Below are 23,728 nucleotides of genomic sequence, written 5' to 3' on the forward strand. Positions count from 1 at the left end.
GCCATGGCCGTCTTTTTTATTGTTTGTTTATAACTAGCTTTTTCGCTTGGCAATACTTTCTAAGATTGCAGGCCAATGTTGATAAATCATGTAATGGCCTAACTCAGGTATCACCTCTAAACGTGCATTTTTTGCTCGAGCAATAAAGCGTTCTGCTAAGGTTAGCGGTATATGTTTGTCGTTTTCGCCATGAAAGAGTTGGGTCGCTACTTTTACATCTTCAATCTCAAAGCCCCAAGGTGCCATTACTTGGCGAACCTCGTCCGAAAAAGCATTACCACCTTGGACTTTCGATTCCATTAAATAACGGCCAAACTTTTCTTTGAACATAGGGCTTTCAAACAGCTCTACATCGGTTCCCTCTAAATCCCGCGCGAGCACCTTAAACAGTTTGTTAGGATCTTTGTGTAGACCTTTGTCCAAAATATTGGTGAATAAGCGGTGCATATTAGGGAAGTCACGCGCTAGCTTCATGTGCATACGATAAAGCTTAGCGGTAGCTTTATAATCACTATCATAAGTTAGCGCATCACCCGAGCTAACGATAGTTAAATGGCTAACCATGTCAGGAATTTTAGCTGCGCTACAGGCCGCATAAACCCCACCAGTGGCATACCCCAATAGCTCAACCTTATCGAGGTTTAAGTACTCTAGCAGTGCTTTTAGATCAGCAGTCCATTGCACAAAACTGTAACTCTCATGATAGTCAGAGCCGCCAAAGCCCGGTCTGTCGATAGAAATCAATCGAATTCCCAGTTGAGCAGCGATATCTACTTGGTCAAAAAAGTTTTCTAAGCGACAACCTAAGATACTGTGGCAGTACACCACGGGTTTGCCTTTTGGGTCACCGAACTCTTGATAACAAAGTTTGCGCTCATCAGGGAGTCTGAAGTAGCGTGCATTGCTGTCTTGAGGTGTGCCGAAATCAAAATGACGGCTACTTTGAGATAGCATTCCCCATGGACCAGTTAACACTAAACTGGCAAGTTCACTTTGGCTGCTTACACCGGTTTTTTTGAATACCGATTTTAGCTGCGTTCGGACCGTGTTGTAGCTTACAAATATCTTGTCAGCAATGTCGGGTGGAGACATACCTTGGGCGATGTAATTAACAATTCGCGCTTCTTTAGGCGTGAGTTTGTAACCATCGGCAAAGGCGGCTAAATCGAGCTCTACATCTGGCCGCGAAGGCGAAATAAATACCACGACACTGGCATTACGCTCAAGTAAGGGATCTTGAAGGTGATTGACTGGGCTTAAAATAACCATGGTTTGCACGTCGGTCTCGTTGTTTACCTGAATAGGCAAACCTCGACTGCTTGATTCGTTAGGCCCTAACGAAGACAATTCTTCAACATATTGCTTAAGTAACTCAGTAGATTCGCTTTGCTGGGTCACCAAGTTTTTATTCTTTTGATATAAACCTTGGCCAAGCTGCAGGGTTTCCTCTGCCAGCTCGTTGGTAAGCAAAATTTCACTTTGAGCGTTAACTAAAATCACGCCGACCGGAATATGATCAAGTAGCGAGTTTAGTGAATGATTTTTTTCTTCAAGCTGATAAATGCGTTTAGCAATGTTTAAGGCTTGATTGAAGTGCTCTAACAGCAGTTGATTGCGTTCAGAGTACTGGCTTTGGGCCATCGAGAGTTGCGGCGAGACTGCGTCCAACATTTGGCTCAGTTTTGCCGAGGAGTTATCGTGCTTACCAGGGGCTTCAGTTCGCTGAAGTTCTGGCATCATATAAAGGTGCTCTAGCAGGTCAGGCCAATATTCAGGTTCTGCTGCCGCTCGATAAATCATACCGATCAACTGTTCCCTGTTATCAACGCTGGTTAGCTCACGCTCCTTGGTGCTATCCAATGAATTCATAGTATTGCTGCTAATTTTCTTTATTTAATGGCTAGTTAGTTACCAAGAATGGTCGCTTCGCCTCTTTAGCGGGCTTGGTCGTCCTTCCAGTTACACTTCAAACCAACTAGATGTCCGGTTTAGTCCCCCTAATCTTATGCCAGTTCTAACTATAATCCCATTAATTTTGACATTTGAATCACTAGTTGTGAGCTAGTGTTTAAAACAATTAGTGTTAGGAGCAAATAGTCGCATTAAGGTTATCGTCCGAAAATTTCAGTTTTACTACATCGCCATGTTTAAGCTCTGCCGCATGCTTAACCAATTTGTCTTGGTGAGTCACCAAGGTAAAACCGCGGTCTAGCACCTTTAATGGGCTGAGATTATCTAATTGGCGACAAATGCCGGCGAGTTGCTGCTGCTGTTGGTCAATCAGCTGTTGGCTAGCGTTAAGCAATCGCTGGCGCTGCTCATATAAACGTTGCTGCTGTCGTTCAACTTTTCGTTCAAGTAGCGAGTGTTTTAAACGCGCCTTGAGTTGGCCATAACGAAGCTCACCATTAGAGACTTGTTGATTAAGTGAAAGGCTTAAACGATGTGCTAGCTCATCAAACCTTTGCTGCTGCTGTTCTAATACATGAACTGGCGATAAGGCCTGAATACGATGATTGAGCTGTGCCAAACAAATTTGCTGTTGTCTAAAACTGTGCATGGCATGCATTGCTAGTTGTTGCTTTAAATGCGTCATACGCTGAGGGATGTGACTGGCTTGCTGGCTTACAATTTCAGCTGCCGCTGATGGGGTGGCTGCTCGTACATCGGCCACCAAATCACTAATGCTGTCGTCTACCTCATGGCCTACCGCTGAGATAATCGGTATGTTTGAATCAAAAATAGCTCTGGCCAGTTGCTCATCATTAAAAGCCCATAAGTCTTCTTTAGAGCCTCCACCGCGGCCAACAATGAGTATGTCGGTTTCGTCTCGCTGATTAGCCAGTTCTATCATCTCAATAAGCTGTGGAGCCGCTAGCTCGCCTTGCACTAATGCAGGATACACAATCACTTTGGTTGCTGGCGCACGGCGCTCTAACACCGTTAAAATGTCTTGTAACGCAGCCCCTGACGCTGAACTAATTATACCTATGCAACTAGGGTATTCAGGGAGCGCTTGTTTCTCGGCATCAGCGAATAGCCCTTCGGCGGCTAGCTTCATTTTTAGCTGTTCGTAAGCCTGTTGCATCGCACCATCCCCCGAGGGGTGAATAGCTTCTGCAATCAGCTGATAGTCACCACGAGGCTCGTACATTGTTATTTTAGCTTTCACCAGCACTTTCATACCCGACTCGGGCTTGAATACTACCTTGCGGTTAGCACCTTTAAACATTGCACAACGCACCTGCGCTGAGTGGTCCTTTAAACTAAAATACCAATGCCCCGAAAATGGCGTAGAAAAATTAGATATTTCACCTTCTAACCAAATCGTACCGATAGAATTTTCTAGTAAACGCCTAACTTGCTGGTTTAACTGACTAACACTCAGAACATTATTGGTTATTTGACTAGATTTCATCAGTTAACTCGAAGGAAAGTAGAAAATAATGTAAGAAAATAACATTTTTCGTTTTACCTTGGCCAGCTTTATACCTATAATCCGTCCGCAATATTTTACCTCTTTATTAACTGATTTAGGCGAATGTTGCTATGTTGAGAATTTCCAAAGAAGCCTTAACCTTCGATGATGTACTACTACTTCCTGCTCACTCAGAAGTACTTCCAAATACCGCCAATTTGGCGACACGTCTAACCAAAGATATTCCGCTAAGTATTCCTATGGTATCTGCCGCTATGGATACTGTAACTGAAGCAAACTTTGCTATTGCACTCGCTCAAGAAGGCGGTGTTGGCTTTATTCACAAAAATATGAGTATTGAGCAGCAAGCTGCTGAAGTGCGCAGAGTGAAGAAATTTGAAGCGGGTATTGTACTTGAGCCTATCACCGTAACGCCTGATTTAACCTTAGGACAAATTGCTGAGCTACGTCAGATACATGGTTTTGCTGGTTTTCCAGTGGTAACAGAAGCAAACGACTTAGTCGGTATTGTTACAGGGCGTGACTTGCGTTTTGAAACTGACTTCACTAAAACCGTTTCTCAGGTTATGACGCCAAAAGAGCGTTTAGTTACTACTACTGATACCTCACGTGATGTAGTTGAAAAAATGATGCACGAGCACCGCATTGAAAAAATGTTGGTGGTTGATGATGCATTTAAATTGACCGGCTTGATTACCGTAAAAGATTTCAAAAAAGCGGAGCGTAAACCAAACGCGTGTAAAGACAGTTTTGGTCGCTTGCGTGTTGGTGCTGCTGTTGGTGCTGGTGCGGGTAACGAAGAGCGAGTAGATGCCTTGGTTGAGGCTGGCGTAGATGTATTGCTGATAGACTCTTCACACGGTCATTCTCAAGGCGTGCTCGATAGAATTAAAGCCACTCGAACTAAATACCCTGATCTTGCCATTGTTGGCGGGAATGTAGCAACGGGCGCAGGTGCTATAGCCCTAGCAGATGCTGGTGTAAGTGCCGTTAAAGTAGGTATTGGCCCAGGGTCAATTTGTACTACGCGCATCGTGACCGGTGTAGGTGTGCCTCAAATTACTGCTGTATCTGACGCAGTAGAAGCACTAAAAGGCCGCGATATCCCGGTTATTGCTGATGGCGGCATCCGTTTCTCTGGTGACATCGCTAAAGCCTTAGTGGCTGGTGCGTCGTGTGTGATGGTTGGCAGCATGTTTGCAGGTACTGAAGAAGCACCTGGCGAAATTGAGCTGTATCAAGGTCGTTCGTTTAAGTCTTACCGCGGAATGGGCTCTTTAGGGGCTATGTCTCAAGGTTCATCAGATCGTTACTTCCAAACCGATAACGCTGCCGATAAATTAGTGCCAGAAGGCATTGAAGGTCGAGTAGCTTATAAAGGCCCTGTTAAGGCGATTATTCATCAACAAATGGGCGGTTTACGTTCATGTATGGGTCTAACTGGTTGCGGCACGATTAATGAGCTGAATACTAAAGCTGAGTTTGTTCGCGTAACCAGCGCTGGTATGGGTGAGAGTCATGTTCACGACGTTACCATTACTAAAGAAGCCCCTAACTACCGTATGGGCTAAGTCCGTCACCTTAATATGCCACTAAGCGCCGACAGGCGCTTAGTTCTATCAGCCTAGTTTAAAAGTAAGTGATTATGAGCAGAGATATCCACGAACATCGTATTCTAATTTTAGATTTTGGATCGCAATACACCCAACTCATCGCACGCCGTATTCGCGAAATTGGTGTTTACTGTGAATTATGGGGATGGGATGTTGAAGAAGCCGACATTCGCGAGTTCGCACCAAACGGCATAATTTTAGCCGGCGGACCAGAAAGTGTGACCGAAAATAATTCACCACGTGCTCCAGAATATGTTTTTAACGCAGGTGTTCCGGTATTAGGCATTTGTTACGGCATGCAAACTATGTCCGAACAGCTTGGCGGCGCAGTTATTCAAGGCGAAGGCCAACGTGAGTTTGGTTACGCACAAGTTGAAGTGGTAGCTGAATCGCCATTGTTTAAAGCCATTGAAGATGCGGTAGCGCCAAATGGTAATGCCTTGTTAGACGTGTGGATGAGCCACGGCGACAAAGTATCGGCTATTCCTGAAGGATTCACTACCGTAGCGCAAACGCCTAGTTGTGAATTTGCGGCAATGATGCACCCAGAAAAGAACTTTTATGGCGTGCAATTTCACCCTGAAGTTACGCATACCCGCCAAGGTTTACGTATGCTTGAGCACTTTGTTAAAGACATTTGTGCTTGTGATGCTTTGTGGACGTCTGAATCTATTATCGAAAACGCAATTGCTCAAATAAAGCAGCAAGTGGGTGATGACGAAGTGATTCTTGGCCTTAGTGGTGGGGTAGATTCGTCGGTAGTGGCGATGCTTATTCAACGTGCTATAGGCGATAAACTTACCTGTGTTTTTGTAGACAATGGATTATTGCGCTTAAACGAAGGCCAACAAGTCATGGACATGTTTGGTAACCACTTCGGTCTTAATATCGTTCACGTAAACGCTGAAAGTCGCTTTTTAGAGGCGATGGCCGGTGAGAGTGACCCAGAGAAGAAACGTAAGATTATTGGCCACGTATTCATTGATGTATTTGATGAAGAATCGAAAAAACTAAAAAATGCTAAGTGGCTAGCACAAGGGACTATTTACCCAGACGTTATTGAGTCAGCGGCTTCTAAAACCGGTAAAGCACACGTGATTAAATCTCACCATAACGTGGGCGGTTTACCAGACGATATGGACATGGGCTTAGTCGAGCCTTTACGCGAGTTGTTTAAAGATGAAGTGCGTAAAATTGGCCTAGAGTTAGGTTTGCCTTACGACATGTTATACCGTCACCCGTTTCCTGGGCCTGGTTTAGGCGTTCGTGTATTAGGTGAAGTGAAGAAAGAGTACTGTGACTTATTGCGCCGTGCAGACGCTATCTTCATTGAAGAGTTACACAAAAACGATCTTTACAATAAAGTAAGCCAAGCTTTCACGGTGTTCCTACCGGTCCGTTCGGTAGGAGTAATGGGTGATGCGCGTAAATACGATTGGGTAGTATCGCTACGGGCTGTAGAAACTATCGACTTTATGACAGCGCATTGGGCACACTTGCCTTACGACTTCTTAGGTCATGTGAGTAACCGAATTATCAACGAAATAGACGGTATATCACGCGTGGTTTACGACATCTCTGGAAAGCCACCAGCTACCATTGAATGGGAATAATAACTCCCTATTAAAACAGGCGCCTTAAGGGCGCCTTTTTTATATCTGTTGACTCTCGGGCTAAGTATTGCTGAGCTAACAAACAGTGGCTTTCAGGATTGGGAAAGAGTGCGGTCTTCGTCTAACGATGTTCTATAGTGATGGCGCTTAATTGCAGGGAAGGGTAGTTTGAACATATTTGTATGGATGTTGGCTATATGCCAAGCCTTGCTCACTACGGGCAATATATTATTAGTAGCTGTAACTGGCTTGATTGGCCAACAGCTCGCGCCTTCCGCTGGGTGGGTAACCTTTCCTGTTGCTATGCAGTTTATGGGGTTAATGTTAGCGACCATTCCCGCCTCTCTTATTATGGGCGTTACTGGGCGAAAGAAGGGTTTTGTATTGGGTAACTTAGTGGGTATTAGCGGGGCAGTGTTGGCGGTGTATGCTCTGCAGCAACAGCAATTTATGTTGTTTAGCTGTGCGACCTTATTACTTGGGATAGGAATTGGCTTTGGAATGCTTTACCGCTTCGCAGCAGTAGAGCTTTGCTCTGAGGGGCAACAACCAAGAGCCATTTCTGCCATTATGGCTGGCGGTGTTATTGCGGCAATCATAGGGCCGAGCCTCGCAGTTTATAGCCAGGCCTGGTGGCCTAAGCAGCCTTTTATTGGCGCTTTTGTCGGGTTGCTTGGTCTTTACATTATTGCCTTAATTTTGCTACTGATGATTCGCTTTAATGATGAAGCAGCTAGCAATCAACACTCAGTAGCCGCTCGGCCCTTAAGGGACATTATTGGCTCGGCGAATTACATAGTGGCAGTGGTGGCGGGCGTAGTTAGCTACTTTGTTATGAACTTACTAATGACAGCAACGCCTTTAGCGATGCATCACCATGGCTATCATTTTGCTCAATCTGCTTCCGTTATCGAGTGGCATGTATTGGGTATGTTTGCTCCTTCGTTTATCACTGGGCGTTTGATACTGCGTATTGGCTTGTTTCCAACCATGTTATTGGGATTAGGGCTAATGGTTGCTTGTGTTTTGGTGAATCTTCTAGGGACTAGCTTTAACCACTTCGCTATTGCATTAACCTTGTTGGGCGTTGGTTGGAACTTCATGTTTATTGGCGCTACCCAAATGCTTACTCAGTGTTATCAGTTGAATGAAAAAGCGAAAGCGCAGGCAGTTAACGAGTTTGTGGTGTTTTCTTTGGTGGCAGTGTCGGCTTTATCAGCTGGTTGGTTAGAGCAAAGCTTTGGCTGGCGAGCGGTGAATTACAGCGCTTTGCCTATTTTGTTAGTTGGTTTGCTGTGTTTGGTTTTTTACCAACGTCAACATAAAGGGCAATGATCTTTTAAGCGTTTACAGCGCCGAGCGTTTTCATGCGTAAAATCAAAGATTATTTTTTTTAATGCTAAAGCCTTATGAATTTTGTTGGTTTAGTTTGTTTAATAAGATAACTAGCTTTTTCATACCCTTGAATTTTAGGCAAAAAAAAGCCATCGCATAAAGCAATGGCTACAAATTCTTTTTGACAGACAGGGTCAAAATAAGAAACAGGGAAGTCAGCAAAAGGCCGACAAATGCAAACACAACATAGCAATCAAAGTAATTACAAATCCGGTAACTACTTAAAGAGGCCTGACATAACACCTTGATATTAGGCGCTCTGTCAGACCCCTTCGCTTGATTGCGTGTGCATATTAATCTGCAACTGGTCGTACAACAATAGATAATTTATAATGCCTATAGATTAGAAAAACTTATCCGTTAATGGGATGTTAATATGGCGCGTCGTTTGCCCCCCTTAAATGCATTAAAAGCGTTTGAAGCTGCTGCTAGGCACCTCAGTTTTACTCGAGCTGCAGAAGAGTTATTTGTGACTCAAGCCGCAGTCAGTCACCAGATCAAAGCCTTAGAAGAGTTTTTGGGTTTGAAACTTTTCCGCAGAAAAAACAGAGCCTTACTGTTGACCGAAGAAGGCCAGGGCTATTTTCTTGATATTAAAGATATTTTTATATCGTTAACCGAAGCTACCGATCGGCTACTTGCTCGTGGCGCTAAAGGAACGATAACAGTTAGTTTACAACCCAGTTTTGCCATTCAATGGTTAGTACCACGTTTATCCCAATTTAGTGAGATGCATCCCGATATTGATGTTCGAATAAAAGCGGTAGATTTGTACGAAGGCTCATTAACCGAAGATGTCGATGTTGCTATTTATTATGGGCGAGGTAATTGGTCTGGTTTACGCGCCGATAAGCTTCACACTGAGTATTTGGTTCCAGTATGTTCGCCGAGCTTATTGGTGGGCGATAAAGCCTTAACTAAGCCTGAAGATTTGCAGTTTCATACGTTATTGCATGATACAGCCCGCCATGACTGGAAGGAATGGTTTAAGTTGGTGGGTTTGCGCCAAATGAATGTTAACCATGGACCTATCTTTTCTCACTCAACCATGGTGTTACAGGCGGCAGTTTATGGGCAAGGTGTGGCGCTGGGGCACAGTGTGCTGGCTAAGCCAGAGATTGAAGCGGGTCGCTTGGTATGTCCTTTTGAGCAGGTTTTACTGAGTAAAAATGCCTATTATATGGTGTGTAAACCGAGCCAAGCAGAGCAGGGCAAGTTAGTGGCGTTTCGTGAATGGATGATTTCGCTGGTTGAGCAAGAGCAGCAGGAATTTGCGAATGAAGGTTTGGTAGACGCAGAATGAGCAATCAAATCAACGCCAGTTGGCCAATTCGTTTATTACTCGCGATAAGCGGCGGATTTACCGTGATAATGGGGGCGGGTGCCGCGCATGGCTTTAGTCGGTTTTTAGGTGACGGACAGCTTGGCTGGATAGAAACGGGCGTGTTCTACCAACTTATTCATTTAGTGGCGGCGGTCGCTGTGCTGAATAAGTATCGCCTTAGTGCAATATTGTGGATTATTGGTGGTTGGTTATTTGCCGGTAGCTTATACTGCTTGGCTTTTTTCGGCGCTAAAATATTTGGGCCAATGACTCCGCTCGGTGGAGTGGTGTTGATTATTGGCTGGTTGTGTTTAGCGTTACCTACAAAGAGTATAAGTAATGAGTAGTATCATCCTTTATTGTCGCTCTGGTTTTGAGAGTGACTGTGCCGCCGAAATCCAGTTTCATGCCGAGCAGTTAGGCTATTACGGGTTTGCCAAAGCAGGTGATGGTAAAGGGTTTGTAGAGTTTAGCTGTTTCCAAAGTGAGCACTCAGTAAGTCTTTATCAAAGCATAGATTTTCGCCAGTTGGTATTTGCTCGGCATTGGTTTTTAGCCTTGGCAGAAATGCAGTTAGATGAAGCGAACCGAGTGGCATCTATTTTAGCGCTAGAGCAGAAGTTGCCTCGATGCGGGAGTTTGCGTTTAGAATACCCAGATACTAACGACGGAAAAGCACTATCAAGTTTTTGCAAAAAATTTACTCGCCCGTTAGAAAACGCGCTAGTTAAACACCAATGGTTGACTAAAAAAACCAATCCAAAACTGCCGGCTATGCAGCTGTTTTTCGTTAGCGGTACCCATTGTTGGCTAGGTTACTCTGATACTCGTAATGGTAATGCTCAGCTTAATGGCATTCTACGTTTAAAGTTTCCATCTGAAGCGCCTAGCCGCTCAACCCTAAAGCTTGATGAAGCCTTTATGGTATTGCTGAATGAACAAGAGCGCGAGCAATACATTGAAAACGGCCAACATGCTGTTGATTTAGGGGCTTGCCCAGGTGGTTGGACTTATCAGTTGGTTAGGCGAAATATGTTTGTAGCTGCAGTGGATAACGGCCCTATGGCGCAGTCTTTAATGGATACTGGCCAAGTGCAGCATTATCGAGAAGATGGGTTCAAATATAAACCTGAGCGTGACAATGTAAGTTGGTTGGTGTGTGACATGGTTGAGCGCCCGGCTAAAGTATCGCGACTAATGCTTAAATGGTTAGCCAATGGTTGGTGTCGCTACGCCATGTTTAATTTGAAGTTGCCAATGAAGCAGCGATTTACTGAAGTTAATCAAGACTTGGAACTATTGCGAGAAGGCTTAAGTGAGTTAGGTTTCAAACATGAAGTAAGAGCCAAGCAACTCTACCATGATAGGGAAGAAATCACGGTTTTTGCACGAGTTTATTAAAACATCATTGATGTAGTGTTAAGCGATAAAAAAGGCAGCCTAGGCTGCCTTTTTTGAATCGATAATAAGTTTATAAACGATCTAAAATCGATTGAGTAAACTCTTTAGTGCCGGCTGTGCCACCTAAATCACGAGTGGTACGGTCACCACTTGCTATTACTTCGGTAAGCGCTTTTAGAATGTTAGCCGCTTTGTCTTCCATACCTAGGTATTCAAGCATTTGAATACTGGCCAAAATAACCGATGTTGGGTTAGCAATATCTTGTCCTGCAATATCAGGTGCGCTGCCGTGTACCGCTTCAAAAATTGCTGCACGTTCACCAATATTAGCGCCAGGAGCCATACCTAAACCGCCCACTAGGCCAGCACATAGGTCAGACAATATGTCGCCAAATAAGTTTGTGGTAACCATTACGTCAAAGCGCTCTGGGTACATTACTAGGTTCATACATGCGGCATCAACGATCATTTCTTCCGACTCAATATCGGGGTATTGCTTAGCTACTTCACGCGCTACTTCTAAAAATAAACCAGAAGTAGATTTCATGATGTTAGCTTTATGAATGGCGGTGACTTTCTTACGGCCTTCACGGCGCGCCAATTCGTAAGCAAATTTTACAATGCGCTCTGCGCCATCTTTTGTAATAACACTCATTGCTTCGGCGCTAGTGCCGTCTTCGCTACGTTTCTGACCAATACCTGAGTACATCCCTTCGGTGTTTTCACGAACGGTGATGATATCAATGTTCTCGTAACGCGCTTTAGTACCTACAAAAGAGCGTACTGGACGAATGTTAGCGTAAAGGTCGAAATGTTTACGCATTGAAACGTTGATAGAGGTGAAGCCGGTACCCACAGGCGTGGTGAGTGGGCCTTTTAGTGCGATGCCATTTTGTTCGATGAGTTGTAGGGATTTCTCAGGTAACAGGCTGCCATCACTTTCTAACGCAGTAAGCCCTGCGTTGGCAAAATCATATTCAAAACCACAACCCGCTTTGTCCATGATAGCGATTGCACTTTCGATAATACTAGGGCCAATACCATCTCCTGGTATTACGGTGATTCGTCTTGTTGACATATCTCTTCCTAATTCGTAGGCATTTTTTATTATCTAAGGGGAGGAGGTAACACTCCGTGTTATTGCCCGACAATTGAGGTCTTCGGGCAACACAGAGTTTACATTTTTTTAACTCAATACTCAAAAGGATTCAGCTAATACTAAGGTATTAGCTTGATTTTAAGACTAAATTTTAGCCAGCTTTGTTAAGACTTATAATTTGAAAACCTCAATGGATTTATTCAGTGTATTGGCAATTTCAGTGAGCTCCTCAACCATTTTGGTATTGTTCTCCGAGCTATCGAAAGTGCTTTTTGCTAAATCGTTGATGCCGACAATACTGGTGTTAATTTCTGCCGCTACTAGGGTCTGTTCTTCAGCGGCTGTGGCAATTTGAGTATTCATGTCATGAATCACTGACACTGAGCTACTTATGGCTTCTAAGGCTTGATTTGCTTGGTCTGATTTTTCTGCGGTGAGTTGAGCATCTTTGGCGTTGGTTTGCATTAATGATACGGAGTTTTTCGCCTCGGTTTGCAGCTTGGTAATCATCTCTTGAATTTCATTAGTGCTATCTTGAGTCCGATTAGCGAGATTACGCACCTCATCGGCAACCACCGCAAAGCCTCGGCCTTGTTCGCCTGCGCGTGCTGCTTCAATCGCCGCATTAAGCGCTAGTAAGTTGGTTTGTTCAGCAATGCCGCGAATTACCTCTAATATTCGGCCAATGCCCTCTGTTTCCATTTCTAGCTTGTTAATCACCTCCTGAACTTTTTCGATACCGCCAACTAGCAAATTAATGTTGTTGTTCATTTCGTTGACTACGCTAATGCCTTGCTGGGAGTGTTCGTTGGCTTCAGTTGCTGCCGTTGAGGCTTGAAGTGCGTTACGCGCTACTTCATCTACAGTTACCGTCATTTGGTTCATTGCCGTTGACGTTTGCTCCAATTGCATCATTTGTGATTCAGAACTGGTGTTTACCGTTGAGGCTGACTCGTGAATAAGGGATGACGATTTATTTAACTGCTCGGTGGCGGTGTTAATACCGGTAACGATGCTGGTGAGGTTTTTGACCATGGCCAACACCGCATGATAAATCCCGGTTTCATTTCCAGTTTGCTGCTCTGAATAACGTAAATCACCTTTGGCAATGTTTTGCACAATGGTTTCTATGTCTGAAGGTTCGCCGCCAATCGGGGCATACATTAATCGGATGACCACAAAGTAGGTAATCACTAAGGCGACAATAATTAGCACTACCGCTAGAGAAGCGGTGATCATAAGATTACGGTTCGAGGCTTGGTTTATACTATCCCACCGGTCCCACGCCCATACTGTCCAGTTGAGTGTGGATGCTTTTGCTGATACCACGGAATACTCGTTACCATCAAAATCATAGTCATGCTGGCTTGAGTCCATTGTATTGTACTGTTTATAGGAGGGGCGTAATTCAAACAGGTTTTTGCCAATGTAATCAGTATATTTAGCCGCAATAATGAAACCGTCTTCTCGGCTTACAAACAGCTGATTTTGTTCCGATAAGCCATCAATAAACGTTGTTATCTGATTTAAGGCAAGGTTAACCGCCAAAATGCCTATCGCTTTGCCATCGCGCTGCACTGGAACAGCTACCGCCATTACAACATCACCGGTGCTGCTGGTATAAGGTGTGGTAACAATTTTAGCTTCATTCGCCATACCACGGGTATACCATTCGCGATTGAGCTTTTTAGCGTTGAAGTTAGGAATAATGCCATTATTGCTGGCAGCGTAAGTGTCTCCACTAGCCAAACCGATGTAGGCATTAAGCACGCCTAATTTGTTCTTCATCGCATGTAGCGACACCATTAGTTGTTTTTCATCTACTTTGCCAGAGGCACTCACTGGAAGTTCGGCGGCCTTTAAATCCAAGGCATCAAAATAACGATCCATTTTTTGTTCAATCGCTTTCGCGATAAGGAACGCTTGATCGTCCAATTGGGCGGTGTAATTGACTACAGAAGCGGATTTAAAGTTAATAAATCCAACGGCGGAGATGAGTAGAATTATAATGGAGAACAACAAACCCATTAAGTAGAGGATCTTTGCCTTGGCGCTCATTTATATTTCCCTATATTTATTTTCATCTTCTGCAAAAGCTTGGCCTTATTGGACAAGCTTGTATGCATGCGACTAAATAAACTATAGATCAAAAAACTACTTTGAATGGTTTAGCCAAGAAGACTTTTTTAAGGTAGCTTTAGCTAAATGTTATGGGATAACCAGAGCTTAGATGAAAGATTTAAATGCTTTACACGTTTTTTTAGCGTTAATGCACACTCGTTCTACCACTAAAGCCGCGCGGAAATTAGGGCGGTCACAGTCTTATGTTTCAAAGGTGTTGGCTCAGCTAAGAGAGCAATTAGATGATCCCTTGTTTGTGAGACATGCTGGAGATTTACAACCTACTAGTTATGCCGAATCCATTGCTCCTAAATTAAAGCGCGCTTTGGTAGATGTAGATCTTGCTCTTGAACCCGACGAATTCGATCCATCAAGTGTCAGTAAAGTGACCTTGCATATTGTTGAGCCTTATTTGATTACCTTAGGCAAACAAATCATCGACGCGATAAGAGAGCAAACATCAGCAGTGATTGAGATGAGGCAGTGGGGCGCTAATAGCGAATCGCTTATTTTACGCGAAGAAGTAGACCTTGGCTTACATGTTATCAATGATAAACCTCAGTCTTTTTACCAAAAAAGAATTCACTCTGGGGCGGGCTATTTTCATGGTAATCAATCTGGGGAGTATGTGAAGTTTCTAATCTCGGGAGTGAACGAGCATCAAGACCATTTCAGGGCACTAGATCCCACAATAGAAGTGGGAATTATTGTTGATAGCCATATATTATTAGATCAACTGATGGGCAATTGTTTTACTTTAAAGTACGAACCTTACTATGAAAAAAGCCAACAGCATCAATTGAATATTGATGTTGCATTGATAATGAAAAGCTCGCTTCGTTATTCGGCTAAACAACAATGGCTATCAAATCTGATTTCGTCAATTATCGATCGACACAATAGCGAATGGTTAGCCTTACAGGGCGAGTAGTAGAGTAGCGAAGGGATCGCTACTCTACGTTTGTTGTGGCGTTTAAATCGCCGACAAATATGATTTAAAGGCTTTTAAGCGTACAGTTGCCCCACCAATAATATCCATAAAACCAAGCGCTGGATGTGGTTTGTTAGCCGAAACCCAGCCAGAACCGGTAGCGCCAATAGGCACGTTGTAACCTTCTGGCTCTTCGAATTCGATGACAATGGTTCGACCGTGTGAGCCCATGTTGTTACCCACGTGTCGGCGAACTTGCTGTGAGCCGTTTATTACTGAAACGCGCGCTTCACCAGTACCCGTTGTTAAGCTATGCACTCGACCGCGGAATATTTCACCAGGGTAAGCATCAACATAAAATTCAGCAAACTGACCCACTTGTATGCCGCGGTACGTTTGGTCGGCGATTCGCATTTCTACAAATTTCTTGTTGGTATCGTATAAGTGCATATTACCTACACGCGTGCCGTTTACGATATTGGTAATCGATAACTGACCATCAAATGGCGCACGAATTTCACGACGTTCATTCTGCCAATTAGCATTGGTCATTTGCGCATCTAAGCTTAGCATTTGGGCTTTTACAGACAATACGTTCGCTTCGGTTTGTTCAATTTTGGTTCGTAAATCATCACGTTGATACTCTTGTGCAAATTCACTTAAGTTCTCTAAACGTTGAAGGTTTTTCTTGTCGTTATTGATTTGGTAAATCAAAGCCAGTATTTCTGCTTCGGCAGCTTTCTTCTGCGCTTCTAAACCGATAACTTGAGATTCAGTATCTTCGGTTTTAAGGGTGTAAATAAGATCGCCTTTCTTAACCATTTGGTTATGTACAACAAAAACTTCTTCTACTTCTTGGCCAAATAAAGGGCTTAGCACGGCGTGTGGTGCTTTTACGGTTGTACTGTCTGTAAGGTCGGCCGGTGACCAAAAACGGTGTGCTGTAAACAAGGCTGCTGCCAACATTACGCCGATACTAACGGTGATAACCGCATTACGTAATGTCCACTGAATAACCCCTGTTTTTACCAGTATCCAACAGATTAAAATATACGGGAGCATAATCTCTTTCATGATTTATTCCTCCACACGCTTAGTGATAGCGCGACCATTGCGAATAATATTAGATAGCTCTTTAGCTAATACGTCCCAACGCGCAAAGGCGATGATGATAGCGAGTACCCACCAGGTTTTATCGATGAATAAACCACACAGAGAAAGAGCAAAAATGATTTGGGTATGGGCGCTCGACATTTTGGCTGCTTTATGTACAGCGACCTCATGTAGGCACCAGAATAAGTAGGCAAGGTAAACCAAAATTGCCACTGTGACGAAAAAGACAAAACCCATGAATATTTCAGAATCGAGTAACTTCAAGATGGTTGGATAACCTTGAGAAAAATAGTCCTCTGGTAAGGTTTTACCATGAATAGTTGCTAGTTTAGATAACAGCACTGATGAGCCAATTAAAATACCTAGGGCCGCAGCGGTTTTAATAAGACTTTTGCAGGTTTTTATCCCAATCCTTAAGAGTTTTTTTGGCAACGATTCATTTCGTTGTATATGAGTTGAATTATTAGACATCTAGCATTTGCCTTTAAAAGATAAAATCATCTAAATCTTATCTAAAGGGTAGGGTTTATTTGGAATATCCAATATTCCAAATAACCTTATTCAAGGTTTAACAAATACTTGGTAGTGAACGATGAGGCTTAGGGAGTAGAAGCTTGATAGCGAAGTTGCTTGAGAGAGAAGCCTAGTTTTAAGTCTGTTTTAAGACTAAGAAGCTGTTTAGCTAATAACAACGCTTTGCTATTGGCTTGTACCTTGGCGACTAATTTGTCTGGCTGGGCTTCTGCGAGGATATCTGCGGTGTTAGTGTAGCGTTCCAATAACGTTTGAGCGCTTTTATTGCCAACACCCGGCACACCACTTACGTTTACACTGTTAATGCCGACTAAAGACCAGTAATCACCGAGCTGATTTATTTTAATACCAAACTTTGTTTCAACCTCATCGATGGATACATAGTAGCGGCGAAAATAGTCGTACAAACTAATACCTTGGGTAAGCAACGAATAGTAACCACGATCTGTTGAGATAATGGTAACAGGGTAGTTTGCCTTAGCGGCTTTACTGGCTAGGGTGGCACAAATATCATCAGCTTCCTCATTAGGGGCTGAAATGGAGTCGATACCTATGTCTAGTAAATGGTCTTTTAGCGTTTCAAGTTGCTCGGCGAGCGCTATTGGCATTGGCGAGCGGTTTTGTTTATAGGCTGGATATAGGTTTTCACGCCAAGCACAGCGGTCACCGTCAAACACGGCAATAATGTGTGACGGTTTTAGAGTTGTGATGATTCGCTTACAGGCGCTGGTTAGCGCTTGCTCTGTCGCTTTGGCTAAGGATGCATCAGGTGTACGTTGCTGCTGCACCGCATAAATACGACGAATCAAGTTTAAGGCATCAATAATGACTAGTTGCTTAGCCACGCTGATGCCCCTGTTGCCAAGGTGCTATCACTTTGCTTTACCTATTTTATAACAAGGTTCATAGTGGCTACCGGGTAGTTTCATTCGATGTTGAGCAACGAAGTCCTGTAGTAGTTTGTCTAACATTTTCATTATTTTAGGGTCACCGTCAATAATAAAAGGACCATGTTTTTCGATTTGTTTTATTCCCTCATCTTTGACATTACCACTGACAATGGCAGAAAACGCGCGCCGTAAATTTGCTGCCAAATCTTGCGGCGCTTGATCAAAGTGTAAATTAAGCTTCTCAACATTTTTGTGTAAAGGCTCAAAGGGATGCTGGAAATCGCTATCAATTTTTAAACTCCAGTTAAACGAGTAAGCGTCGCCTATCGCCCGGCGATAATCCTTCACTTTTGGCATCATTTGTTTGATGACTTGAGCAGCTCGAGCAGAATCGTCAATGATGATTTGATAGCGTTGCTGAGCTTCATGACCTAAAGTTTCGCCAATAAACTCATCAATGCTTTTAAAGTACTCTTCACTAGATTTAGGGCCGGTTAAAACTATCGGTAGCGGTTGGCGGGCGTTTTCTGGGTGCATCATAATGCCAAGTATGTATAGCAGTTCCTCAGCGGTTCCTGCGCCCCCTGGGAAAATGACAATGGCATGCCCCATACGAACAAATGCCTCTAAGCGCTTTTCAATGTCGGGCAATATGATGAGTTCGTTGACGATAGGGTTAGGTGGCTCAGCCGCGATAATACTTGGCTCTGTTAAACCAATATAACGGCCATCATTTACGCGTTGCTTAGCGTGGCCTACAGCAGCACCTTTCATTGGCCCTTCCATAGCGCCAGGCCCACAGCCAGTGCAAATATTTAACTCCCGTAAACCCAATTGGCTGCCAACCTCTCGAGTATATTGATACTCAACTGCATTTATAGAGTGCCCCCCCCAGCAAACGACTAAGTTTGGCTCGGTGCGAGGATGGATAACCCGCGCATTACGCAACATTGAAAACACTAAATTGGTGATGTGGGATGATTGATTTAGATCTAAATGAGCTTGTTCTTTTATTTCGTTAGAGACATAGAGAATGTCGCGTAACACGCTAAACAAGTGTTCTTGAATACCACGAATAATTTCGCCATCTACAAAAGCATCTTCTGGCGCGTTGGCAAGTTCTAATTTAACCCCTCGCTCGCGGCTCAGGACATTAATTTCGAAATCTTTGTAGCGTTCTAAAATTTCTCGGCTGCTATCTGTTTTACTACCAGAGTTGAGCACAGCAAGGCTACAGTTTCTATAAAGGAGATAAATATCTTCGGAGGCACTTAAGGTGAGTTGGTCTACTTCAAGCTTCGACAGTAAGTTCATACTGCCTACAGGGTTTATATGGGTAATCATCAACACCTCACGGGTAATTTTGCAATTTGCATATTACAGTATAGCGTGAGGTGTGATGTAAGCGTTGTGTTATTCCTCTTTAGTCGAAACTAACTAGCTGATTATGTTAACTTTGTCACGGCCGCTGCTCTTGGATTCATACAAGGCTTGGTCGGCGCGTTCAAAAGCATCTAAGGGCTTGTCGCTTTCTTTGAACAGAGTTGCGCCAATAGAAACGGTAATCGATACTTGTTGGTCTTTAAATCTAAAGGGGAGGGCTTTTATTTGCTCTCGAATATTATCTAAAGGCACTAGTACAGCGTCGGGAGAGATATTTGGCATAAGTAACACAAACTCTTCACCACCAAAGCGAGCTAAGAAGTCTGTGTCTCGTAAATTATTTTGCAGGGCGCGGGCAATCACCTTAAGCGCCTTATCACCAGCCATATGTCCAAACTTATCATTAATAGATTTGAAGTGATCGATGTCAATAATTGCCATGCCTAAGTTGTAGCCGTAACGCTTCCAGCGCTTGTACTCGAGTTCCAAGCGTTCGTCTAAAGCTGCGCGGTTGTAGACCTGGGTGAGGCTGTCGATAAATAGCTTATGTTTATGAGCATTTAAGCGTTTTTTGTACTCGTGAGTTTCTTCACGCACTAAACGTAGTTTTAGCTCAACATTAGTAAGTTGTTCGAGTAAATCTGTAGTTTTTTGCTCTAGTTGTTCTTTTTCTTTAAAGACGTCGGCAATTTGAATCAATCGGCTTTGAATAGAGTTTTTTAGGGCGTCTAAGTCGTTACTTGAACGTACTTCGGCTCCCAACTCTAACAAGCGACTTTTAAGTAAGCCATCACTTTGCTTTTGATCTTTATGAATTGATTTAGATTGGCTTAGCGAGTCATTAAACTGATCGTGAACTCCTCCTAAACTTTCGTTTAATGAGTATAAGAACTCTTGCGAGGCTTTGCGTTCTTCACGGCTACCTTCAATGACGAGCTGAATGACCTTAATGCACATACTAGGTAGTTCATCAGGCTCTACACCTACCAGTAAATCGGAACGCACTTGGCCGAGTTTGGTACCAACATCGCCACTGTAATCAAGCTCAGTTATTAAGCGCTGTAGGTCATCACAAATTCGTTTGTGTAAGCGACTATTAAGCACACTCTCTTTGGGTTTTACTGATGCAACATTATCGGTGCTTCCTGCTGGAGCTCCACCAAAAGCGGGCTTGTTCAGTAAGGCTTGATAATAGTAATTTAACAGCTGCTCTAAGCGTTGCTGATTATCACCATGTGAGTAAGCGGGCTCTTGTTCCAAAAAATCTGTGAGTTTGCGACGCAGCTGGGGCGGTAAGCCGTTAATGCGTTTTAAAGATTCACCAGAAGATTTAATGATTCGTTGATTATGAGCGAGTAGAGTTTTTAAAGTCTCGCCGTGTTGTTTAAACAAGCCATCTAATTCGTTTTGGTATTGAGAGATAGCCGACAGGTCATCGTTTTGTTCAACGTCTTCGATAAGTTGTTGAAGTTTTTGATCGAGCTGTTCGTCTAGGCCATAACAAATTTTTGATAGGCGTGAAATTAGCTGGCTTATTGCTTTTTTTTCCATTCTAACCTTTGCATCTTGGTCTGAAGGATTGTTGTTGGAACTGTCTATTTCGTTTCTCACCAACGCAAGTCGCTTCTTAATAGTGATGATATCGCTCATCGTTAAAACCAATACATCCTAGCGTGCCTAACATAAAAATTTAGCATAACACGAGATATTCGATAACTACAGATGCTAACAAGTCATTAATCGTAGTTGAGTGTTATCAAAAGTTTACCAATTAATGAGGCTCTTATCAGCAGATGCATTCACTTTCACCAAGCCTTTAGAAATGGCTTGTTTTACATCTTGAGTCACATCGCTACAAAAGAATGCGGCGTGTGATCCACTCATTGCAGTGAGCTCGACCCACTGATTACTATTTGTTTGTGTACAGAGTTGCTGAGCACCTTCAAGCGCTAACCATACAACTTCAGTCATACCTATATCGTCAATTGCATCTTCAGCTTTAGTTAAAAATGGCAACATACAGCTACCAATAGCTAAGATTAGTTCAATTTTTTGCGTTTCAGCGCATTTTTCAGCGCGCTCACTTAAATGCTGACTCAGTTTTTGAGGCGTATTACGACCCTGCTCGATACACAATACTATTTGCTTATCGTTAATGTGCCCTAGGTGGAAATCGCCGTCTAAATCAGTAATAAGCTCTTCAACGAACAACTTGATTAAATCCCGATGAGATTTAAAGCCCAGCGTTTGATGGTTTACTAAACCGATTTTTTCGATAGATAACATAAGCAAAATACGGGGTTGCTGTTTGTTTTCTTGATTATCGCGCAAGCACAATAAAGGTGTTTCACTATGCGCTAACTGCTGCCAACCGGTAATAGGGTGGTGATTGAGTTTTAACTTCAGCTCTTTGAGTGATGCATTGCGGCTTAATAGCTTTTGTCTTGTGACTAAAAATAGGAACAGCAGCATAATGCCAAAAACGCAGACCAATACTAAAATGAGCTGCTGAAAGTTACTTTGTTGCGAGATAATGGCTTTTTCTCGAGTTAAATCAGATAGCTGTTGAGCTTGTTCAATATATTGATAGTGTTGCTTGAATTGTTCTCTTTTTAACTCATTTCGAATTTGCTGATAACGCTGATTTAAGCTGTGATAAACCTTAAATTGCTCTAAGGCTAGGGCGTAGTTACCATTTTCTTCGTAAGCTTGAGTGAGTAACTTATACACTTTACTGTGGCTGCTGGTTAAGCCCATGGTATTGGCGAGTTGCTCGGCTTTTTCCAGTTGCAAAATGGCCAAGCCATTCTCTTTATTGTTGATGTGTAGCTCACCCAATAGTAAAAGGCTGCGTAATAGCTTATTGGGTTGATTTAAAGTGGTATAAAGCTGCCGTGAAATCTGAAGGTGCACTAAAGCTGGCGTATAGTTCGACAGTTCCATATAGGTTTGACCTAATTGCAGCTCTACATCGGCTAGCAAATGGAGGTTATTATTCGCTTTAGCAATATCTTTAGCGTTGAGGTAGTGCACTAAAGCTGCATCAATATCACCGGTTAACTCTGCCATGTTGCCAAGAGTAGCGATCTCTTCAGCTTGTAGGTCTAGGTTGCCTAGCGTGACTGCGTATGCGATGGCATCTTGTTGAATTTGTTCCGCAATGGCTAACTCACCCTGGCCTAAATATACTCGGGCAATATTGGCTTTTAATAAGCTGCTTAGGAGCAAGGCTTCATTGGTTTTTATATCCGCGTCATCAAGTTCAGCCTCACTTAAATGACTTAGTGCTAATTCTGGCTGGTTGTTTATTAGGTAGTAGTTGGCTAGCAAGGCTTCTGACCAAGCTCTTAATATGACTGATTTACTGGCGTAAGCTTCTTCTTTTGCTTTTAGTAAGTAGCTTTTAGCTTCGTTGCTTTTACCTTGGCTTTGATAAAACAACGCCAGTACTTTTTGTAGCTGGAAGCGCATGTTTGGCAGTGGAAAAATCTTTAGCTTTTCAAGATTAGATTGCGCTAATTCAATATAACTTCGCGTCTCTACTGCTCTGTTGGGATCGCCACTTAATACCAACGCAGCAATAATATAGGCTTGGGTTAGGTGGGCTTGATGCTGTTGTTGTTTTGCTAGATAAATGGCGTGGTCAATGTAGCTCTGAGCCTGTTTGGTATCGCTAATACGATAAGAACAAAGCGCGCCAAGTTGTAATGTGAGTAGTTCAATGCTCTTCGACTCAGGACTTTGTTTGGTGCTGTTTTGCTGTTGCTCTAAGCGTTGTTTAGTTTGTTGTAGACACATTCTAGGGTTAGCAATGAGTAATTGGCGTAGCGGCTCTAAGGCTTTTGGAACATGTACAAATCCATGTTCGTAAGCCTGAGTATTAGCCGACAGTATGCCGCAGATTAACGCCAATAAACGCCAAATACTAAAATGTGCTTTCAAGAAACTAAATATCCTCATTGACGAAGCAAGCGCCAATTTCCCAAGCGAGCGGTAGCTTCAGGATCGTTACTTCGCATAGGATTAATATCTAAGCCGCCGCGGCGTGTATATCGAGCATAAACAGTAAGCTTGCTGGGTTGGCAATAATGCATTAAGTCGGTGAATATACGTTCCACACATTGTTCGTGAAATTCGTTGTGCTGACGAAATGATATTAGGTAGCGAAGCAGCGCTTCTTGCTCAATTTTAGGTCCATTATAATGGATATAAACACTGGCCCAATCGGGCTGATTTGTGACTAAGCAGTTAGATTTTAACAAATGGCTGTTTAGTGTTTCCGTTACTCGCTGATGGCGGTCGCAAGCGTTTTCTAACAAGCTTGGATCCAGTTCATAGTTGTCGATAGCGATATCTTGATTATCGATATTATCGCCAGGCATCGCTGAGTTATCCATTGCGCTTGAAATGGGCAAAATAGTCACGTTTACTTCACCTTCAGCACAGTGGCTTAAATCTTTTTCAAGTATTTTCTCTACAGCAGAAAAGTCACTAAAGTGGCTTTGATTAAAACTGTTTAAATAGAGTTTGAAAGACTTGGATTCAATTAAGCAACGCGAACTAGCAGCAATTTTAACTTCAGCTACTGCAACAACAGGTAAGCCATTATCGTTTAGCCACGATAGTTCGTATAAATTCCACAAATCGTAACCATTAAAAGGCAAGTCTTGGCTTTCGTCTAGGCGTATTTGTTGGCGATTAAGTGTACGTGGCACACCTTGCAATAAGCTGGGTGAGTAATGGCTAATATAGTCGGTAGGTTTACCGAGGCTCAAACTGTCTTTTAACTGTTCTGAAGTGTTTAGGGGCTGCTTTTTCATGGTGTTGTTACATCGAATTGGTTAGGCTTAGTCTATCTCAATTCTAAGTGAA

General features: G+C 43.1%; 18 protein-coding genes. 7 read left to right on the forward strand and 11 right to left on the reverse strand.

Annotation, left to right across the window (positions count from 1 at the left end):
- Positions 1 to 33: 33 nt before the first annotated feature.
- Positions 34 to 1,869 carry an alpha/beta fold hydrolase gene (locus FFR00_RS07765; protein WP_137672821.1) on the reverse strand — a complete coding sequence of 612 codons (1,836 nt, stop codon included), beginning with the start codon at positions 1,867 to 1,869 and terminating at the stop codon, positions 34 to 36.
- A 214-nt stretch (positions 1,870 to 2,083) separates the two neighbouring features.
- Positions 2,084 to 3,418: an exodeoxyribonuclease VII large subunit gene (gene xseA, locus FFR00_RS07770; RefSeq protein ID WP_137672822.1), complete on the reverse strand. Its 1,335-nt coding sequence runs from the start codon at positions 3,416 to 3,418 to the stop codon at positions 2,084 to 2,086.
- 131 nt (positions 3,419 to 3,549) lie between these two features.
- Between xseA and guaB the strand changes: the two genes are divergently transcribed.
- From guaB to rlmM, 6 genes are all read left to right on the forward strand, one after another.
- Positions 3,550 to 5,010: an IMP dehydrogenase gene (gene guaB, locus FFR00_RS07775; protein ID WP_137672823.1), complete on the forward strand. Its 1,461-nt coding sequence runs from the start codon at positions 3,550 to 3,552 to the stop codon at positions 5,008 to 5,010.
- A gap of 74 nt (positions 5,011 to 5,084) precedes the next feature.
- Entirely contained in the window at positions 5,085 to 6,665 is a 1,581-nt protein-coding gene (gene guaA, locus FFR00_RS07780) for a glutamine-hydrolyzing GMP synthase (protein WP_137672824.1), read from the forward strand.
- Positions 6,666 to 6,833: 168 nt separating this feature from the next.
- Positions 6,834 to 8,000, forward strand: coding sequence for an MFS transporter (locus FFR00_RS07785; RefSeq protein ID WP_137672825.1), 1,167 nt, complete (start codon positions 6,834 to 6,836; stop codon positions 7,998 to 8,000).
- A gap of 436 nt (positions 8,001 to 8,436) precedes the next feature.
- A complete protein-coding gene (locus tag FFR00_RS07790; RefSeq protein ID WP_137672826.1) occupies positions 8,437 to 9,363 on the forward strand; it encodes a transcriptional regulator GcvA in 927 nt (308 codons plus the stop codon).
- A complete protein-coding gene (locus FFR00_RS07795; RefSeq protein ID WP_137672827.1) occupies positions 9,360 to 9,731 on the forward strand; it encodes a DUF423 domain-containing protein in 372 nt (123 codons plus the stop codon). Before FFR00_RS07790 ends, FFR00_RS07795 begins: the two co-directional genes overlap by 4 nt.
- Positions 9,724 to 10,785: a 23S rRNA (cytidine(2498)-2'-O)-methyltransferase RlmM gene (rlmM, locus tag FFR00_RS07800; protein WP_137672828.1), complete on the forward strand. Its 1,062-nt coding sequence runs from the start codon at positions 9,724 to 9,726 to the stop codon at positions 10,783 to 10,785. The genes FFR00_RS07795 and rlmM overlap by 8 nt, the downstream gene beginning before the upstream one ends.
- A 70-nt stretch (positions 10,786 to 10,855) precedes the next feature.
- On the opposite strand, the gene FFR00_RS07805 is transcribed toward rlmM, so the two are convergent.
- Positions 10,856 to 11,863 carry an isocitrate dehydrogenase gene (locus FFR00_RS07805; RefSeq protein WP_137672829.1) on the reverse strand — a complete coding sequence of 336 codons (1,008 nt, stop codon included), beginning with the start codon at positions 11,861 to 11,863 and terminating at the stop codon, positions 10,856 to 10,858.
- A gap of 192 nt (positions 11,864 to 12,055) precedes the next feature.
- Positions 12,056 to 13,942, reverse strand: coding sequence for a methyl-accepting chemotaxis protein (locus tag FFR00_RS07810; RefSeq protein WP_137672830.1), 1,887 nt, complete (start codon positions 13,940 to 13,942; stop codon positions 12,056 to 12,058).
- A gap of 172 nt (positions 13,943 to 14,114) precedes the next feature.
- On the opposite strand from FFR00_RS07810, the gene FFR00_RS07815 reads away from it, so the two are divergent.
- A complete protein-coding gene (locus tag FFR00_RS07815) occupies positions 14,115 to 14,936 on the forward strand; it encodes a LysR family transcriptional regulator (RefSeq protein WP_137672831.1) in 822 nt (273 codons plus the stop codon).
- 42 nt (positions 14,937 to 14,978) lie between these two features.
- Here FFR00_RS07815 and FFR00_RS07820 read toward each other — a convergent pair whose 3' ends face one another.
- From FFR00_RS07820 to queF, 7 genes are all read right to left on the reverse strand, one after another.
- The gene (locus tag FFR00_RS07820) at positions 14,979 to 16,010 is read right to left on the reverse strand and encodes an HlyD family secretion protein (RefSeq protein WP_137672832.1); all 1,032 of its coding nucleotides are present in this window, start codon (positions 16,008 to 16,010) and stop codon (positions 14,979 to 14,981) included.
- 3 nt (positions 16,011 to 16,013) lie between these two features.
- Complete coding sequence (locus FFR00_RS07825; protein ID WP_137672833.1) at positions 16,014 to 16,520, reverse strand: magnesium transporter; 507 nt, start codon at positions 16,518 to 16,520, stop codon at positions 16,014 to 16,016.
- A gap of 128 nt (positions 16,521 to 16,648) precedes the next feature.
- Positions 16,649 to 17,428 (reverse strand): flap endonuclease Xni, encoded by a 780-nt coding sequence (xni, locus tag FFR00_RS07830; RefSeq protein ID WP_161985122.1) that lies wholly within the window; start codon positions 17,426 to 17,428, stop codon positions 16,649 to 16,651.
- 27 nt (positions 17,429 to 17,455) lie between these two features.
- Complete coding sequence (gene ppnN, locus FFR00_RS07835; protein ID WP_137672835.1) at positions 17,456 to 18,817, reverse strand: nucleotide 5'-monophosphate nucleosidase PpnN; 1,362 nt, start codon at positions 18,815 to 18,817, stop codon at positions 17,456 to 17,458.
- Between the two features lie 93 nt (positions 18,818 to 18,910).
- On the reverse strand, positions 18,911 to 20,506 hold the full coding sequence (locus FFR00_RS07840; RefSeq protein WP_137672836.1) for a GGDEF domain-containing protein: 1,596 nt from the start codon (positions 20,504 to 20,506) through the stop codon (positions 18,911 to 18,913).
- Positions 20,507 to 20,620: 114 nt separating this feature from the next.
- Positions 20,621 to 22,798, reverse strand: coding sequence for a hypothetical protein (locus FFR00_RS07845; protein ID WP_137672837.1), 2,178 nt, complete (start codon positions 22,796 to 22,798; stop codon positions 20,621 to 20,623).
- Positions 22,799 to 22,812: 14 nt separating this feature from the next.
- Complete coding sequence (queF, locus tag FFR00_RS07850) at positions 22,813 to 23,676, reverse strand: NADPH-dependent 7-cyano-7-deazaguanine reductase QueF (RefSeq protein WP_137672838.1); 864 nt, start codon at positions 23,674 to 23,676, stop codon at positions 22,813 to 22,815.
- Positions 23,677 to 23,728 lie beyond the last annotated feature (52 nt).

This window comes from Agarivorans sp. Toyoura001 (genome assembly GCF_005405585.1).
In the GTDB taxonomy this organism is placed as follows: domain Bacteria; phylum Pseudomonadota; class Gammaproteobacteria; order Enterobacterales; family Celerinatantimonadaceae; genus Agarivorans.